The 16,932-nt window shown below is 35.7% G+C and carries 18 protein-coding genes; 10 read left to right on the top strand and 8 right to left on the bottom strand.

Going from position 1 to position 16,932, the window contains the following annotated elements; all coding sequences use genetic code 11:
• Positions 1 to 149: 149 nt before the first annotated feature.
• A complete protein-coding gene (locus FS802_RS08090) occupies positions 150 to 515 on the top strand; it encodes a YisL family protein (RefSeq protein ID WP_000233492.1) in 366 nt (121 codons plus the stop codon).
• Positions 516 to 644: 129 nt separating this feature from the next.
• On the opposite strand, the gene FS802_RS08085 is transcribed toward FS802_RS08090, so the two are convergent.
• A complete protein-coding gene (locus tag FS802_RS08085; RefSeq protein ID WP_000616065.1) occupies positions 645 to 1,199 on the bottom strand; it encodes a DUF2777 domain-containing protein in 555 nt (184 codons plus the stop codon).
• Between the two features lie 239 nt (positions 1,200 to 1,438).
• Between FS802_RS08085 and asnB the strand changes: the two genes are divergently transcribed.
• From asnB to FS802_RS08065, 4 genes are all read left to right on the top strand, one after another.
• On the top strand, positions 1,439 to 3,286 hold the full coding sequence (asnB, locus tag FS802_RS08080) for an asparagine synthase (glutamine-hydrolyzing) (RefSeq protein WP_098720264.1): 1,848 nt from the start codon (positions 1,439 to 1,441) through the stop codon (positions 3,284 to 3,286).
• Between the two features lie 187 nt (positions 3,287 to 3,473).
• Positions 3,474 to 4,433 (top strand): ferrochelatase, encoded by a 960-nt coding sequence (hemH, locus tag FS802_RS08075; RefSeq protein WP_098720263.1) that lies wholly within the window; start codon positions 3,474 to 3,476, stop codon positions 4,431 to 4,433.
• Positions 4,434 to 4,492: 59 nt separating this feature from the next.
• Positions 4,493 to 5,959, top strand: a complete 1,467-nt coding sequence (gene katB / locus FS802_RS08070) for a catalase KatB (RefSeq protein ID WP_001069193.1) — start codon at positions 4,493 to 4,495, stop codon at positions 5,957 to 5,959.
• Between the two features lie 117 nt (positions 5,960 to 6,076).
• A complete protein-coding gene (locus FS802_RS08065; RefSeq protein ID WP_260989059.1) occupies positions 6,077 to 6,385 on the top strand; it encodes a hypothetical protein in 309 nt (102 codons plus the stop codon).
• A 186-nt stretch (positions 6,386 to 6,571) separates the two neighbouring features.
• Here FS802_RS08065 and FS802_RS08060 read toward each other — a convergent pair whose 3' ends face one another.
• Positions 6,572 to 7,804 carry an ammonium transporter gene (locus FS802_RS08060; protein WP_144524957.1) on the bottom strand — a complete coding sequence of 411 codons (1,233 nt, stop codon included), beginning with the start codon at positions 7,802 to 7,804 and terminating at the stop codon, positions 6,572 to 6,574.
• Positions 7,805 to 8,017: 213 nt separating this feature from the next.
• Between FS802_RS08060 and FS802_RS08050 the strand changes: the two genes are divergently transcribed.
• Together FS802_RS08050 and FS802_RS08040 are read left to right on the top strand one after the other, a co-directional pair.
• Entirely contained in the window at positions 8,018 to 9,319 is a 1,302-nt protein-coding gene (locus tag FS802_RS08050; RefSeq protein WP_098720262.1) for an alpha-amylase family glycosyl hydrolase, read from the top strand.
• Positions 9,320 to 9,700: 381 nt separating this feature from the next.
• Entirely contained in the window at positions 9,701 to 10,588 is an 888-nt protein-coding gene (locus FS802_RS08040) for a helix-turn-helix domain-containing protein (RefSeq protein WP_000397904.1), read from the top strand.
• Between the two features lie 530 nt (positions 10,589 to 11,118).
• Here FS802_RS08040 and FS802_RS08035 read toward each other — a convergent pair.
• Positions 11,119 to 11,610, bottom strand: a complete 492-nt coding sequence (locus tag FS802_RS08035; RefSeq protein ID WP_001040146.1) for a YajQ family cyclic di-GMP-binding protein — start codon at positions 11,608 to 11,610, stop codon at positions 11,119 to 11,121.
• A gap of 238 nt (positions 11,611 to 11,848) precedes the next feature.
• On the opposite strand from FS802_RS08035, the gene FS802_RS08030 reads away from it, so the two are divergent.
• Positions 11,849 to 12,703 (top strand): CvfB family protein, encoded by an 855-nt coding sequence (locus FS802_RS08030; protein ID WP_000281275.1) that lies wholly within the window; start codon positions 11,849 to 11,851, stop codon positions 12,701 to 12,703.
• Between the two features lie 52 nt (positions 12,704 to 12,755).
• Here FS802_RS08030 and prsA read toward each other — a convergent pair whose 3' ends face one another.
• Both prsA and FS802_RS08020 read right to left on the bottom strand, forming a co-directional pair.
• Complete coding sequence (gene prsA, locus FS802_RS08025; RefSeq protein WP_098654953.1) at positions 12,756 to 13,613, bottom strand: peptidylprolyl isomerase PrsA; 858 nt, start codon at positions 13,611 to 13,613, stop codon at positions 12,756 to 12,758.
• 130 nt (positions 13,614 to 13,743) lie between these two features.
• Entirely contained in the window at positions 13,744 to 13,875 is a 132-nt protein-coding gene (locus FS802_RS08020; RefSeq protein WP_001120852.1) for a DUF3941 domain-containing protein, read from the bottom strand.
• A gap of 100 nt (positions 13,876 to 13,975) precedes the next feature.
• Here FS802_RS08020 and FS802_RS08015 point away from each other — a divergent pair, with 100 nt between their 5' ends.
• Entirely contained in the window at positions 13,976 to 14,833 is an 858-nt protein-coding gene (locus tag FS802_RS08015) for a YitT family protein (RefSeq protein WP_141546004.1), read from the top strand.
• 25 nt (positions 14,834 to 14,858) lie between these two features.
• On the opposite strand, the gene FS802_RS08010 is transcribed toward FS802_RS08015, so the two are convergent.
• The 3 genes from FS802_RS08010 to FS802_RS08000 all read right to left on the bottom strand — a co-directional run bounded on the left by FS802_RS08010 (position 14,859) and on the right by FS802_RS08000 (position 16,111).
• Entirely contained in the window at positions 14,859 to 15,056 is a 198-nt protein-coding gene (locus FS802_RS08010) for a DUF3813 domain-containing protein (RefSeq protein WP_046957006.1), read from the bottom strand.
• Entirely contained in the window at positions 15,057 to 15,197 is a 141-nt protein-coding gene (locus FS802_RS08005) for a hypothetical protein (RefSeq protein WP_000516816.1), read from the bottom strand. It abuts the gene before it with no gap.
• Positions 15,198 to 15,301: 104 nt separating this feature from the next.
• On the bottom strand, positions 15,302 to 16,111 hold the full coding sequence (locus FS802_RS08000; protein ID WP_098654955.1) for a Cof-type HAD-IIB family hydrolase: 810 nt from the start codon (positions 16,109 to 16,111) through the stop codon (positions 15,302 to 15,304).
• 492 nt (positions 16,112 to 16,603) lie between these two features.
• On the opposite strand from FS802_RS08000, the gene FS802_RS07995 reads away from it, so the two are divergent.
• Positions 16,604 to 16,783, top strand: a complete 180-nt coding sequence (locus tag FS802_RS07995) for a YjzC family protein (RefSeq protein WP_000531420.1) — start codon at positions 16,604 to 16,606, stop codon at positions 16,781 to 16,783.
• Positions 16,784 to 16,932: the final 149 nt, after the last annotated feature.

The following is a 16,932-nucleotide window of genomic DNA, read 5'->3' as shown; positions in this document are numbered from 1 at the left end:
ATTGTTCCCCCTTTTGTTATTACAAGAAGTTTGTAAATACTCTAAATATTATATCATTTAAATGTAAAAAAGCGAAACATTTCCTGAAAATAAATGAACATGTTATCATATAGAGTGAAAAAGTGTGAAAAGAGGAGGTAGGGGATACGATGGTACATATGCATATTACAGCATGGGCGTTAGGTTTAATTTTATTCTTCGTTGCGTATTCACTTTATTCAGCAGGAAGAAAAGGTAAAGGTGTACATATGGGGCTTCGTCTTATGTACATTATCATTATTGTGACAGGTTTCATGTTGTACATGGGTATTATGAAGACTGCAACAAGTAACATGCACATGTGGTATGGTTTAAAAATGGTAGCTGGTATTTTAGTTATCGGTGGAATGGAAATGGTTCTTGTAAAAATGAGCAAGAACAAAGCAACAGGGGCAGTTTGGGGACTATTTATTGTTGCACTAGTAGCAGTATTTTACCTTGGACTGAAATTACCGATTGGCTGGCAAGTATTCTAATAAAAAATAAAACCACCTTATAATCTCAAAGACTTGGGAGATAAGGTGGTTTTTTATTTCATCCCGTAAACACCCGATTGGTGAAGGCTAATAATCAGTGGGGGATACCCCACTGATTAAAGTTTCACTTTATGTTGCATCGATATGCAACTCTTCTCCGTTTACTTTCGTAAAACGAAACATGTTTTTATTTGACGTAGCGTGACGGACGAAATGGTGCTGTAGTGTACAAATCATTTCTTCGTTATCAAACAAAAGAATATTTACTCCTTCGCATGCTTCCTCTTTCGGTAAGAAAGATAAATAATTATGACAATACATGCAATCATATAAAGAGTAGTGAAGGGATTGCAATGATTCGGTTAATAACGTAAAGACAGAGTCAGGTAATTCCTCAAGCCATTCCGTATAGCTAAGAAGTAATTTCTTTCGAATTCGTATCATTTCTCCGTTTTGCAAATGGTGCTGTTCGTTGGCGATTTGTAATACATCTTGTTCATAGAAACGAGCTGGTAGCCAGTTGTTGTGATACAAAATCTCAAAGCCATCTTCGGCAATATCTTCTAATAAAAATGCTTCATCATTTTCATCATCAAAGAATACCCATTCATTGTTTATATATTCTACATTACCGACTGTATGAGCGCGTGGCTGGTTATATAAAATATGGTTACGTTGTATCATATATGATTTCTCCTTAATAAAAAGTAGTTATTTCTGTTATAGACAGTTCGTGCATTCTTTATAACCAGACACATCTAGACATAGGTGGGCATACAATAACACACGTTTTACTGAGTGAAAATGCTATTCCATATGTGGATAGTAGGTTATCGTCAAGTTTTTCATTTTTTTGATCCGCACCTCTAAGGTGGGGATTACTGCTCGTTTAGGAAAAGAAATAAGATGGAAGGATGATTCGTATGTGCGGGATTACAGGATGGGTGGATTATAAACGCTCATTAGAAGGAGAACGGGACGTCGTTACGAAGATGGCTGAGACGTTAGCAAAGCGTGGCCCAGACGATAATAAAGTTTGGATTAAAGGAAATGTCGCATTTGGGCATAAACGGTTAATTGTTGTTGATCCTGAGGGTGGTAAACAACCGATGACTTGTTTAAAAGACGAAACGAATTATGCAATTTGCTATAACGGTGAACTGTATAATACAGAAGATATTCGAAAGGAATTATTAAGAAGAGGATATACGTTCAAAGGTCATTCGGATACGGAGGTGCTATTAGCGTCGTATATTGAATGGAAAGAAGAATGTGTCGATCATTTAAACGGTATATATGCGTTTGCTGTATGGGATGAACAGAAAGAACAAGTATTTATTGCGCGAGATCGACTAGGTGTAAAACCGCTATTTTATAAATATGATAGTGGGCGATTACTATTTGGTTCAGAGTTAAAAGCGATATTAGCGCATCCAGATGTGAATGCGGAAGTAACGTTAGAAGGTTTATCCGAAATATTCGGTCTTGGGCCGTCTAGAACACCTGGTCATGGCATTTATGCTGGTATAAAAGAATTACGTCCAGGGCATGCGATGACATTTTCAAAGAACGGTTTATGTATATGGAGATACTGGAATGTGGAAAGCAAAAAACATGAAGACTCTTTTGAAGAAACAGTAGAGAAAACACGCTTTTTATTACAAGATGCGATTACAAGGCAGCTCGTTTCTGATGTACCACTATGTACTTTTCTATCAGGAGGTGTAGATTCGAGTGCGATTACAGCAATTGCTGCGAAAGAATACGCAAGGTCAGGAAAAGGGCAATTACACACATACTCTGTTGATTATGAAGATAATGACAAATACTTTAAAGCGAATGCGTTTCAGCCGAATTCAGATGCGCCATTTATTCATTTGATGACTGAGACGTTCCAAACAAACCATCATCGCTGCGTCATTTCAAATGAACAATTAGCACAGTATTTAACAGAAGCGGTACTCGTTCGTGATTTGCCTGGTATGGCAGATATCGATTCGTCATTATTATGGTTTTGCCGCGAAATTAAACAAGATTTTGTCGTCGGTTTATCTGGGGAATGTGCAGACGAAATATTTGGTGGTTATCCGTGGTTTTATAGAGAAGATGATTTACAATCGAGTGCATTTCCGTGGATGCGCTCTACAGAGGAGCGTGAACAACTGCTAAAGAAAGAATGGAGAAATAAATTAAACTTACAACAATATGTACAGCAACGTTATGAAGAATCTATTCAAGAAGTTCCTGTTTTAGAGGGGGAAAGCCCAATTGAAGCAAAGAGACGACAACTATTTTACTTGAATATGGTATGGTTTATGACAACATTATTAGACAGAAAAGACCGTATGAGTATGGGGGCAAGCTTAGAAGTACGTGTTCCATTTGCGGATCACCGACTTGTCGAATATGCGTGGAATATTCCTTGGGAAATGAAAATGTATAAAAACCGCGAAAAAGGTCTATTGCGTAAAGCGTTAGAAGGGTTACTTCCAAATGACATCCTATATAGAAAGAAGAGCCCATATCCGAAAACGCATAATCCGCACTATACGAAAGCAGTAACAGTATGGCTACAAGATTTATTAACGGATAAAGGCTCAATTTTGCACGAACTATTTGATAAAGAACAGCTGAGCGGATTAATTGAGTCAGGCGGTAGTGCATTTCAATCGCCTTGGTTCGGTCAATTAATGACTGGGCCGCAACTTTTAGCTCACTTAGCGCAAATTCACGTTTGGTTTAAAGAATATGGGGTAAATATTAAAGAATAGAAGAAAAGCGACTTACTTTTATGTAAGTCGCTTTTTATTAAAGAAATTGTCAAATAAAATTCAAAATTATATTAGAAACAATACTTATTTAGAATAATTATTTTGACGTACTTATTATTAGTTGTTATAATTGGAAACAAATGTTCTTGAAAAAGCTTCTCATTTATAAAATTGAGGTGTTATATAGATGACCAAGAAAAAAATAGGTTTACTCGTAATGGCGTATGGAACGCCAGAATCATTAGATGATGTAGAAGTGTACTATACACATATTCGCCACGGGCATAAACCTTCAGAAGAAGCACTCCAAGACTTAATCGGGCGCTATAAAGCGATTGGCGGAATTTCACCACTTGCAAAAATTACGAAAGAGCAAGCGCATAAATTAACAGATTCTATGAATAATATATTTACAGAGTATGAATTTACTTGTTACTTAGGATTAAAACATATAGCCCCATTTATAGAAGATGCAGTAGAAGAGATGAAGCGCGATGGAATTGAGCAAGCGATTAGTATCGTATTAGCACCGCATTATTCTACATTTAGCATTAAAGCATATAATGACCGTGCTATTCGTCTTTCGGAAGAAATCGGTGGTCCTGTTATTGAACTGATTGAACAATGGTACGATGAACCGAAGTTTATTTCGTATTGGGTAGATCAAATAAAAGAAACATTTACAAAGATTGAAGATAAAGAGAAAGCAGTCGTAATTTTTTCAGCACATAGTTTGCCAGAAAAAATTATTGCAGCAGGGGACCCTTATGTGGAGCAATTGCAGCATACAGCAGATTTAATTGCGAAGGCTGCCAATATTCAAAACTATACAACGGGTTGGCAAAGTGCTGGAAATACGCCTGACCCATGGATTGGTCCGGATGTGCAAGATTTAACGAGAGATTTATATGAAGGGCATGGATATGAATCTTTCATATATTGCCCAGTTGGCTTTGTAGCAGAGCATTTAGAAGTTTTATATGACAATGATTACGAATGTAAAGTTGTAACTGATGAATTAAATGTCGCATATTTTAGACCAAATATGCCAAATTCACAATCTGTATTCATCGATTGCTTAGCTGAAATTGTTTCCAAAAAAATGAAGGAAATGGTTGACAAGAATTTAGTTTTGAATAATAATTAGTTTATAATAATTTTAAATAAATAATGATTACTATGAAAGAAAGAGGAGGATCCCCCTAGATGAATCCAAATAATCGCTTAACAACAAACCAAGGTGCTCCAGTTGGAGACAACCAAAATTCTCGTACAGCTGGTCGCCGTGGGCCGGTATTATTAGAAGACTATCATTTAGTAGAAAAACTCGCGCACTTTGATCGTGAACGTATTCCAGAGCGTGTTGTGCATGCGCGTGGTGCAGGTGCTCACGGTGTATTCGTAACGAAAAACAGCATGAAGCGATATACGAAAGCAGCATTTTTACAAAATGAAGGAACTGAAACGCCTGTATTTGTTCGTTTCTCAACGGTTATTCATGGTCAAGGTTCTCCAGAAACAGCTCGTGACCCACGTGGGTTTGCTGTTAAATTTTATACAGAAGAAGGAAATTACGATATCGTAGGTAACCATTTACCGGTCTTCTTCATTCGTGATGCAATTAAATTCCCTGATATGGTGCATTCTTTAAAACCAGCACCTGATACAAATGTTCAAACACCAGATCGTTACTGGGATTTCATGACGTTAAGTCCGGAATCTACACATATGATGACGTGGGTATTTTCTGATTACGGTACACCAGCAAGCTATCGTGAAATGGAAGGTTTCGGTGTCCATTCATTTAAATGGATTAATGCAGAAGGTAAAATCGTCTACATTAAATATCACTGGAAACCACAGCAAAGTGTACGTAACTTAAGTGCAAAAGAGGTGCAAGAAGTACAAGGGAAAGATTTCAACCATGCAACTCGTGACTTGTTCGATGCAATCGAAAAAGGAAATTATCCGAAGTGGGATTTACACGTACAAGTGATGCAACTAGATGAAACGGATTCTTTAGACTTTGATCCGCTAGATCCAACGAAAGTATGGCCAGAAGATCGCTTCCCGTTAATTGAAGTAGGGACAATGACGTTAAATCGTAACCCAAAAAACTTCTTCGCTGAAGTAGAACAAGTGGCGTTCTCTCCAAGTGCAACTGTAAATGGTATTGAACCATCTGAAGATAAATTATTACAAGGTCGTTTATTCTCTTATCCAGATACACAGCGTTACCGTCTTGGTGCGAACTACTTACAAATTCCTGTAAACTGCCCGTACGCAGCTGTTCATAATCAACAACGTGATGGTGCGATGCAAATCAATCAAAACCCATCTACAATTAACTACGAACCGAGCCGTCATACTGAAAATCCAGTTGAAGACAAAGCTTACCGCGATTCAACTATGAAAGTAGAAGGCTATGTATCTCGTGAAAAAATTGACAAACCAAATGATTTCAAACAAGCAGGTGAGCGTTACCGTTCATTCTCTAAAGAAGAGCAAGACAATTTAATTGCAAACTTAACAAATGACTTAAAAGACGTAAATGAGCGCACGAAATTACTGGCTATTTGTAACTTCTTCCGTGCAGATCACGATTACGGAATGCGTTTAGCGCAAGCTTTAAATGTTGATATTACGCAATATGTGGGAAATGCTCCGAAATAAGTAGGAAAAGACGACTGTTAAACGGTCGTCTTTTTTTATGTGTAAAAGATGTTTTACATACAGGGTAAAAGATGTTATACTCTTGTCAAATAAGTTTTACATATATGAGGTGTATTTTTGAGGGATGTTTTGATTTTTATTATTGCGCTAAGTGTCTTTTTGTTTGTGGTGTTTGCTATTATAAAAAAGTTTATAGCAATTGGAAAACAAGGTGATGAGCGTGCTACGTTTATAAAAAATAAAGCGATGGCTGAGACATTTAAAATTGCGATGGGGCTAATGGTACTTGAGATAATCCCTTTTATTTATCATCGTTTTAATGAAACGGTAGGAACGCCGTTTAATCCGGTTCGTTTTTTAGCTGTAATAGCAATTGCGTTTCTTATTATATTAAGTTTGAATAAAAGTAAGTATGGTGATTCGTAAGTTATACCGGAGTATTCTTCAGTTTCGTCATGTCGGAATTTGTTGGTAAATCGATATATTTAAAAAATCGTCGATATATCCGGAGAATCGCCGATATATTCACCGGAATACTGGGTGGGGTATCCAATGCTAGCAAGTACAATAAAAAGAGATGCAATCTACTACTAATAGATTGCATCTCTTTTTTTAGTTCACTCGCTCTGTATACTCATAAGCTTTCTCTCCGTGCATCGAAATATCAAGTCCCATATGTTCCTCATGCTCATCTACCCTAACAGGGAGGAAGAAGTTAATCGCTTTAATAATGGCGTACGTCATTATGATTGTGAATGCGTATGTTGCGCCGATTGCTACAAGTTGTTTAAACAGTAAAGCAGCGTTTCCGTAAAATAATCCGTTCGCGCCATCAGCATTTACAGTAGTAGTTGCAAATAGTCCTGTCGCAATACCGCCCCAAGTTCCGCCGATACCGTGGCATCCGAATGCATCAAGTGTATCGTCGTATCCGAATTTTGTTTTTAAGAAAAAGACCGCTCCGAAGCATAATACGCCGCCAATTGCTCCGATAAGAAGAGCGGAGAAAGGTGTAACGAACCCACAAGCTGGTGTAATAGCGACTAGACCGGAAACTACACCACAAGCAGCTCCCATCGCAGTCGGTTTTGATTGGAATAACCATTCTGAAAGCATCCAAGTTAATGCAGAGGCAGCAGCGGCTATATTTGTATTAATAAATGCAGTTAAAGCTACGTCGTTTAAAGATAATGCACTTCCGACGTTAAAACCGAACCAGCCGAACCATAGTAAGCCTGCGCCTAACATTGTGAATGGTAAATGGTGAGGAGAAGTACCGTTTATGTTTTTTCGTTTTCCAAGGAAAATAGCTAATACAAGGCCGGCCACGCCAGATGTAATATGAACGACGTTACCACCAGCGAAGTCTAACGCGCCAAGTTCTCTTAGCCACCCGCCAACGCCCCATACCCAATGAGCGACAGGGTTGTAAACGATTGTTGTCCATAGGAGGATGAAAATAAGGAAAGCAGAAAATCGCATTCTTTCGGCGAATGCACCTGAAATTAAAGCGGGAGTTAAAATAGCGAACATGAGTTGGAACATCATAAATAAATTGTGAGGAATAGTAGATGAGTAGTCTGGATTTGGTGCGTAGGTAACTCCGTTTAAACCGAACCAATCGAGTGTACCGATAAGTCCGTGCCAATCTGGTCCGAATGATAAAGAATAGCCGATCACAATCCATTGAATCGAAACGATAGCCATTGCGCTATAACTATGCATTGTCGTACTAAGTACATTTTTACTGCGAACCATGCCCCCATAAAAAAGTGCTAATCCTGGTGTCATTAACATGACCATTACTGTCGTTACAAACATAAAAACCGTATCTCCCATATTCATTCTCTCTCCTCCTATAATGTTAGAAAAAATAACATCAACTTGTTATGTTTCATATCATATTCGAAACGAAATGAAAAATCAACTAAAAATTCAGAAAACTTTATACTTCATGTTAGAAAATCTGACATGAAGTATTTTGAGGGGAATGAAATCAACGTATGCGATTCGTTCGGAAAATTGGTATAATATTCTTACAATTAAAAAACATGGGGGATGCGTGTGGAAAAAATACGGACTAGGAAACTATTCATTTGTTTTTGTTTAGCTGTCGTTTTGTTTGTACCAATACATACGTTTGCAGATGAAAAAAGAGAGTGGCGAGACGAAGTCATATATTCCATTATGATTGATCGCTTCAATAATGGAGAACCGAAAAATGACAAACAGTTAGAAGTTGGCAATTTAGAAGGATATCAGGGCGGAGATATAAGAGGGATTATAAAAAGACTGGATTACATAAAAGAAATGGGCTTTACCGCTGTTATGCTTTCTCCGCTTTTTGAAAGTGGAAAGTATGATGGGTTAGACGTGCGTAATTTTCAAAAGGTAAATGAACATTTCGGAACAGGAAATGATGTGAAAGAACTTGTACAAGAAGCGCACGCAAAAGGAATGAAAGTTGTACTTCAATTTCCACTTGGGGAAAACGAAAAACAAGTCATCGACGCGATGAAATGGTGGATCAAAGAAGTCGATTTAGATGGAAGTTATGTGATACATAGTGAAAAAAAGTCGCGTTCTTTCTGGGATGACGTGCAAAAAGATATGCAAGTGATAAAGAAAGATTTTCGTATTATGACAAAGGAAGATAGTGAATATAACGAAAAAATAGTAGAATCGTTTTCTAAAGTGAATGTATCGGTGAAACCTTTATATGATGTGAGTAAAAAAGAAGGGGAATCCGTTACATTTTTAGATAATCAAGATACAAAAAGGTTTGCCCGTATTGCAAAAGAGAATATGAATTATCCACCATCTCGTTTGAAACTAGCCCTTACATATTTATTAACATCACCAGGTATTCCGAATTTTTATTACGGGACTGAAATTGCATTAGATGGAGGGGATACTCCGGATAATAGACGATTAATGGATTTCAAATCAGATGAAAAATTTGTGCAGCACATAACGAAACTCGGTGAGCTTAGACAAGCGAGACCATCTCTACGCCATGGAACGTTTGAGCTTTTATACGATAAAGATGGAATGAGTATACTAAAACGAAAGTATAAAGATGAAGTAACATTAGTAGCGATTAATAATACGAAAGAAACACAAAAAGTTGCTTTGCCTGTAAGTGCGATTGGTGAAAAACAAGAGTTAAGAGGATTGTTAGAAGATGAAATTATAAGAGAAGAAAACGGAAAATTTTATCTTGTTTTAAAGCGCGAAGAATCAAATGTGTATAAAATTAGCGGAGAAACAGGTGTGAATTGGTTATTTATCTCCTTAATAGTCGGTGTGAACGTATTATTTATTGCGTTTTTAATTGCGGTTAAAAAGAGACGGAAATGAGTAACGGATGTGTTGTTCTTAATAAGTACGAAAACTCCTCTAATGAGAGGGGACAGGCTAAGGAGAAGACTATCTCCCTAGCCTGTTTTTGTGTGAGAACCGATAAAAAAAGAGAAGAAGTTCCTTATGATGGATATGTATTAGTCTCTATAGAAAGATTAGTTTCGCTAAATCATTTTCTTCTTATGAGTGAGGTGACAGTTCGTTTTCATTGTATTCTACTATTTTTGTAAAGGAAGAATCTCGCCTCGAAATGCAGCTGAGCAAAGAAGTGAAAAGACCTATAGAACAAACAATAATTGCAACTATACTAATTTTACATTACATTAAAGGGTGAAAAATATTCTGTTACTCATTGAGGGCTATATTTGAGGAGGAAAAATGGAATTTTACGATTTGGGTATTACCATTAAAGAACTTAGAATGAAAAAGAATATATCACAATCTGAATTGTGTCATGGAATATGTTCGCAAAGTCAAATTAGCAAAATAGAAAAAGGTATGATTTATCCATCTAGCATATTGTTATATCAATTATCTGAAAGACTTGGTATTGATCCAAATAATATTTTCGCACTAACTCAAAACAAAAAACTAAAATATGTAGAAAATGTAAAATATGTAATGAGAGATTGTACAAAGCAAAAACAATATAGTGAACTTTATGAAATAGTGAAACAAGAGAAAAACGAAAGTAATTTCCAGTTAAAAGAAGATAAACAATTTCTAATATGGCATGAAGCAATTGCTATATTTCATGTGAATAAATCAATAAAAACTGCTTTAAATCTTTTAAATAGTGCATTAAAACTAACTGTAACGAATGGTGATTTTTTATCAGAAAGAGAAATAGATATTATGCAGTCAATGGCTATATTTTATGGGGAAAATAAAGAGTATGAAAAGAGTATTAATATACTAAGAAGATGTTTAACTAATTTTAATAAGTTAGATTTCCCTAGAGATAAAGAGATTAAATTAAAAATCATTTTTAATTTAGCCAAAATTTTAGGTCATGCAAATCAACATGAAGAGGCAATAAAATACAATGATATGGGTATCAAATTAGCTATTAATCTAAACACGTTATATTTATTAGGTGAATTATATTATGGAAAAGGTTGGAATTTACTAAAGCTGAAACAATATAATGAAGAAGATGTAGCTGATAACATGAAAAAAGCATTATTTATCTTTGAACTAACAGAAAAAGAAAATCTGATCAAAATAGTTAAAGAAAAATATTTTGAAAAACAAAATAAAAAATGACTCATAATTTCTGATGAATATCTTATTAATTTCTATAAAAAAAGGCACCTTATGGTGTCTTTTTTTATAACTTATATCATCAATTATTACATTTTATAGGTTTCTTATACCAAGCTTTGTTGATGTATTTACACTTCGCAGGTGTTGAAGTTTTAGGTGTATCCCCGGGTGTAGTTATATTATTAGAACACCCTGCAATATATAGACAGAATGTAGTTAATAAAAAACATAGTATTAATTTCTTCAAATAACCACTTCTAACTCTTGTTTAATTAGCATTTTTTCGAAAAATAAATTCCTTACTAATTTTACATTACATGAAAGGGTGGAAAATATTCTTATACTCATAAATTGTTACATTTGAGTGGGGGGAGGTTTTTTGCGCCGATTATTAAAAGGACCTTCTTCGTTTATGCATAATAATTAAATACCCATTCTAAAAATCTGATTGCTCATAAGCTTAGACTTTGTAATATTTTCTCTACAAGCTAAAAAGAAAAACACCCTCTGCACAGAGGATGTTTTTCTTTTTAGCGGTAGTTAATAAATTGTACGTCAATCGGTAAGTCAGCACTGCGAACTGCTGCGATAACTGCTTGTAAGTCATCACGGCTTTTCGCTGTAACACGTACTTGGTCATCTTGTACTTGTGTTTTTACTTTTAATTTCATTTCTTTAATGATGTTGTTAATTTTTTTCGCGTTATCTTTATCGATACCTTGTTGAAGTGTTGCGCGTTGGCGAACAGTGTTACCAGTCGCAGCTTCAACTTTTCCGTAATCCAAGTTTTTAATTGGAACGTTACGTTTTACAAGCTTAGAAATTAGAACGTCTTTTACTTGGTCTAATTTGAACTCATCGTCAGAAGTTAAAACTAGTACTTCTTTTTCTAATTTAATATCACTTTTACTTCCTTTAAAGTCATATCGGTTTTGGATTTCCTTTAATGCGATGTTAATTGCGTTTGTTACTTCAGGTAATTCTACTTTCGAAACGATGTCAAAAGAACTATCTTTTGCCATAGTTAGCACCTCCAAATAAATTTCTAATCTTTTTATGTACTGTACATACTAAAGTATAGCTGAAAACGAGTCTGGACTTAAGTGTTTTCATACTTATATTTATGTAACCTCATTTTATTATAGTGAATTTTGGGCAGTTGGACAAATAAAGGAAAAATCGTGTTATAATTAACTTTTGTTTGGAATGATAAAAAGATAAAAAAGTTAATTTTATATATATAGAAGGGAATTAAAAAATATGTATTTACAATTAGGAGCGATTGAACAGGTAACTGTTTTACGCGAAACGGAAATCGGATATATGGTTGGGAATGAAGAGGAAGAAATTTTCCTACATAAAAACGAATTAGTTGGAGAAATTGAAGAAGGCGATACGATTGATGTATTCTTATACCTTGATCATCAAAATCGTGTTTCAGCAACAATGAAGGAGCCACTTATTACAACTTTTGATTGGAACTGGGTAAAGGTTGTAGAAGTTATTCCAAGTTTGGGTGTGTTTGTTAATATTGGTGTATCAAAAGATATACTAATCCCAGCTGATGAGTTCCCGATTTATATGCCAGTATGGCCTGAAGTTGGAGACGAATTATATTGTACGTTAAAATTAACGAATCGAGATCGCCTTATCGCTCTTCCGGCAAGAGACAGTGATATGCAAGAAATTATCGTAGATGCGACGCCATCTATGCGTAATAAAAACGTAAATGGACGTGTGTATCGTTCACTTCAAGTTGGTTCATTCATACTAACTGATGAGCATTTCCGTGCTTTCTTACACCATACTGAAAGAAAAGAACAAGTCCGCATCGGTGAACGTGTAACGGGCCGTATTATTGACGTGAAAGATGACGGTACAATTAACATTTCACTTCTTCCTCGTAAAGAAGAAGGAATGGAAGATGATGCTACTGTAATTTATGCATATATGGAAGAACGAGGCGGAGCAATGCCATTTTGGGATAAGAGCAACCCAGAAGACATTAAAGAACGTTTCAACATGAGTAAAGCTGCATTTAAGCGCGCGCTTGGTAAGTTGATGAAAGAAGAAAAGATTTATCAAGAAGAAGGTTGGACGTATTTTAAGAAGTAAATTAAATAAAAAGCACCGCCTTATTTTGCTGTAAAAATAAGGCGGTGCTTTTTTAATTCCCTTGCTCATGCGCAAGAGTAAACGTATCTTCCAAGTCAATATCATTTATTTTAATATTTGCCTTTTTTAATTCCTTTTGTAGTAATTTGTGACTAAATGTAGGATCGGCAATACGTTCTTCTTCTAAGTTTTTACGAATAGAGTCTTTCACTTCATCATAGGGTTTTAACTCTTTTTTATCAGTTAATTTAATAATATGATAACCGTTTGGTGATTTAACGGGATTGCTAATTTGTCCGACCTTTAGTTTATAGGCAGCTGTTTCAAATTCAGGCGCCATTCTGCCTGAATTGAAGTATCCGAGGTCTCCGCCTTTTTCTTTTGATAGTAGATCTTGTGATTCTTGTTTTGCTAATTCTTCAAATGAAGCACCGGTATCTAATTTTTTCTTTATTTCTTTCGCTTCATTTTCGTCACTTACTAAAATATGACTCGCTTTAATTTCTGGTTTATAGTGGTCTTTCACGTCTTTTTCTGTAACACTTTTCTTGATCGCTTCATTCATAGCTAGTTTAAACTTAATTTGATTTTTGAAATCAGCTTCATCTTTTAAACGATTGTTTTCTAGTACTGCTGTGAATTGATCTCCGTATTGATTTTTCGCTTTTTGTACTTCTTTATCTACATCATCATCAGATACTTTATATTTTTTCGTGATAACGTCTTGTGCCATCATTTCGTATAACATGTCTTTTCCGTAACGATCTTTCAGCTGCTTTTCGAAGTCGCTCTTCGTAATGGTTGAGTCTGTTGCGGTAGCGACTGTAGCTGAGCTGTTTTTTTGTCCACAAGCAGCTAGCATTAATATACTTAGTAGTGCAGTAATAATGAAAATGTGTTTCCCTCTCATGCCAACACCTCATCCGAATATGTTATCGCTATTGTAGAATATAGAAGTGAACATGAAGTGAATTTTTAATGTTTTTTCCCTGTAAAATGTAAAAAAAGTACATCAACAATATTGTTGATGTACGATGGGATCAAAGGTGATCGGTCTTTTTAGAATAGGAACGCTTACCTTGCTGAATATTTTTTTGTTCTTGCTCATTTTTTTGCGTACGCTTTGCATTATTATCGCGTGCTTTTTTGTCGTTATCACTCGTATGTGGCATATGTATCAACTCCATTTCTACACGTTGTACGTTTATCATTTCCTTTTTCGTAAAGACTATGTATAGCAGTGCATTCATGAATAATAAAGGTGGATTAGAAATGGATTTGAAGTTGAATTATACCGAACTTATAAAGAAGTTAATCGTTGTAATTGTCGCAGGTTTGTTAAACGCGATTGGAATGAATTTATTTTTAACGCCAGCGAAAGTGTACGCGAGTGGCTTTGCTGGATTGTCTCAATTGTTATCACAAATATTAGGTGACTTTTTATCTATTCACATATCAACGGGGGTATTGTTTAGTTTGTTTAATATTCCCGTCGTTATTTTAGCATGGAAAAAGGTTGGAAAGGCCTTTACTTTCTTTAGTTTTCTTTGCGTTGTATTTATGACTTTGTTTCTAGAAATTATCCCGGTTAGAGCAGTCTCGAACGACATCATATTGAATGCGATTTTTGGCGGGATTATTTCGGCGATTGGAGTAGGAATTGCTTTAAAGTGGGGGGCTTCTACAGGTGGTTTAGATATTATCGCCATGATTTTATCAAAGATTAAAGACAAGCCTGTCGGTACGTATTTTTTCTTCTTTAATGCACTGATCATTATTGCGGCTGGCTATGTGTATGGATGGGAAAAAGCATTATATACTTTGGTGACTTTGTATGTGTCAACGCGAATTATCGATGCGATTCATACACGTCATGTGAAGATTACAGCATTAATCGTTACGAAGAATGGGACAGATGTACGAAAGGCGATTCATTCACGTTTAGTGAGGGGGATTACAACTATACCAGCAACAGGCGCTTATACAAATGAAAATAAGGAAATGTTAATGATTGTTATTACGCGTTATGAGTTATATGAATTAGAAAGGGTTATTAGGCAAGTGGACCCAAGTGCATTTACAAACGTATTACAGACGGTTGGGGTGTTTGGCTTGTTTCGAAAAGATTAAAGAGGACCAAAGCTGGTCCTCTTTTTTAATGTAAATTCGTAATGTTTTGCAACTGCTCCTGCATTTCACGTAGCTGAACTTTTTCAGCTGTTGAAGAGTTTGCATAAGCAGAGTGCAAAGCGTTTTTTGCTCTATATACGAGATCTTGTTGCTCAGTACCGCTTGAACAAGTGACGGCATTTGCAACGGCATCTCTAGCTTGTTGGAATAGTAAGTTCCCCATTTAAACCCCTCCAAAAGAAGAGTTACTTCTCGCTTTTTCTGCCTCAGCTAATGTACCACGGTACGGGAATCTTGCATCATGCTTCATTACAGCATCGGCTCCTTGTTGGATAAAACGTTTTGATTTGTTCTTTTTACCCATTCGAAAAACCCCCTTTATTTAGCTGAAAACAATCGACGCGATAATCCGGCGTCTAATTATAGTATGAGCGTTTGGCGAAAAACTATAAGCAGGGAATTTTTAGATTACAACCCAAGAACCTCTTCTAAATATAGCGCAATACCATCTTCTTCATTCGTTAATGTCGTATGATTTGCGAGTGATTTTAATTCAGGAATTGCATTACCCATTGCGATGCCATGACCAGCAAATTCAATCATTTCAAAGTCGTTATCTTCATCACCGAAAGCGATAATTCGCTCTTGTGGAATGTTGTAATGACTAGAAATTTTTTGTAATCCGACAGCTTTATTTAACCCGCTTTTTACAATTTCAATAATCGGCCAAGGTGCGCCCCATTTTCTATGGTCGATTACTTCAGCATGCATATCAGTTAAATGTTGACGAATTGCACTGGAATGCTCGTCATGTGCGTCAATTAATAAGCAGGTTGGATGATCGTTTAGAGTATTTAATAAGTCTCCTGTAAAAATATTTGGAGAACCGAATTCGAAAATATGTTTTTTATCTTCATCAATTTCACGAACATACACATCGTCCATTACTTCAGCGTATATATTTTTCACACCGAAATCAAAGCAAGCTCGGACAATTTCTTGCGCTGTTGCTAGCTCAAGAGGAGAGTGATGTATTCCCCATTTTGAATCAAGAGGATGATGTACGTAAGCGCCGTTAAAGTTTACGATTGGTGTATTAAGACCGAGTTCTTTATAGTAATCAAAACTAGCACGGAATGGACGTCCTGTTGAAATAACGACAATATGTCCTTGTTCCTTTGCTTTTGCAATAGTATGTTTTGTTCGAGTGGAAATTATTTTGTTGTCTGTCAATAAAGTGCCGTCTAAGTCTAATGCGATTAAATGCTGTTTATTCATAATTTCACCTCTTATAATAATTTTTTTGTTTCTATCTGTATTTCCGTTTTTAATATGCAGAAATAAGAGGTTAAACTGGGTGAGAACACCAAAGATGGAAAGTTCACTATATATCCATCTTACGTCGCAAAGTGCTGCGGTGTCTACTATTTCTCGCTGGAAATTAAGAAAAGTCAATATCTTTTTAGAAAGTTCAAACAATGTTTCTTTCATTATGTACAAATTGTGAAAAGGGTTACATTGCTCGTATGATGAGGCTTATAATGAACATGTAATCTTCTCGTATATGTTTGACTCTCCTTTGAAGCTGGCCTATAGTAGGTTGGTTTCTTTTTTTTCTACAAATAGGAAAGAAATCCCTTCCTATGCTTGTGTCATTCATGTATATGTACGAGAACGAAATGTAGTACTTGTTTCCTAAACATGACAGAAAAGCTTTCTTTTAAAATGGATATACTAATGAGGCAAAGACGTTATGGAAGGAGAATGGAAATGGGACAAAATCGCAGGTTTCGTTCTGGACAAAAAGCGCCAAACGATGGCATTTACGTAGAAATTGGTGAAACAGGAAGTATGGTAAAAGATCCGCAAATGGTGAAATTAACTGCGGGTGAAAAGTTTCCAGATAACGCGAATCATAACCGTCAGTGGACGTATAAAAGAAAACCGTAACAGGAGCCGCAATCATTATTGCGGCTTTTTTGTCGTTACAAATTATAATTTCATTTACCGTATATTTTTCAACTGTATAATGAATGTTCCTTTTTGCTTTTTCCAATAATAAGTTTGAAAATACATAAGCAAAATTATTGTGTAAAAAA

Origin of the sequence: Bacillus sp. DE0042 (genome assembly GCF_007680225.1) — a bacterium.
Classification (GTDB): Bacteria; Bacillota; Bacilli; order Bacillales; family Bacillaceae_G; genus Bacillus_A; species Bacillus_A wiedmannii.
This window is presented reverse-complemented; position numbering and strand designations above follow the sequence as displayed.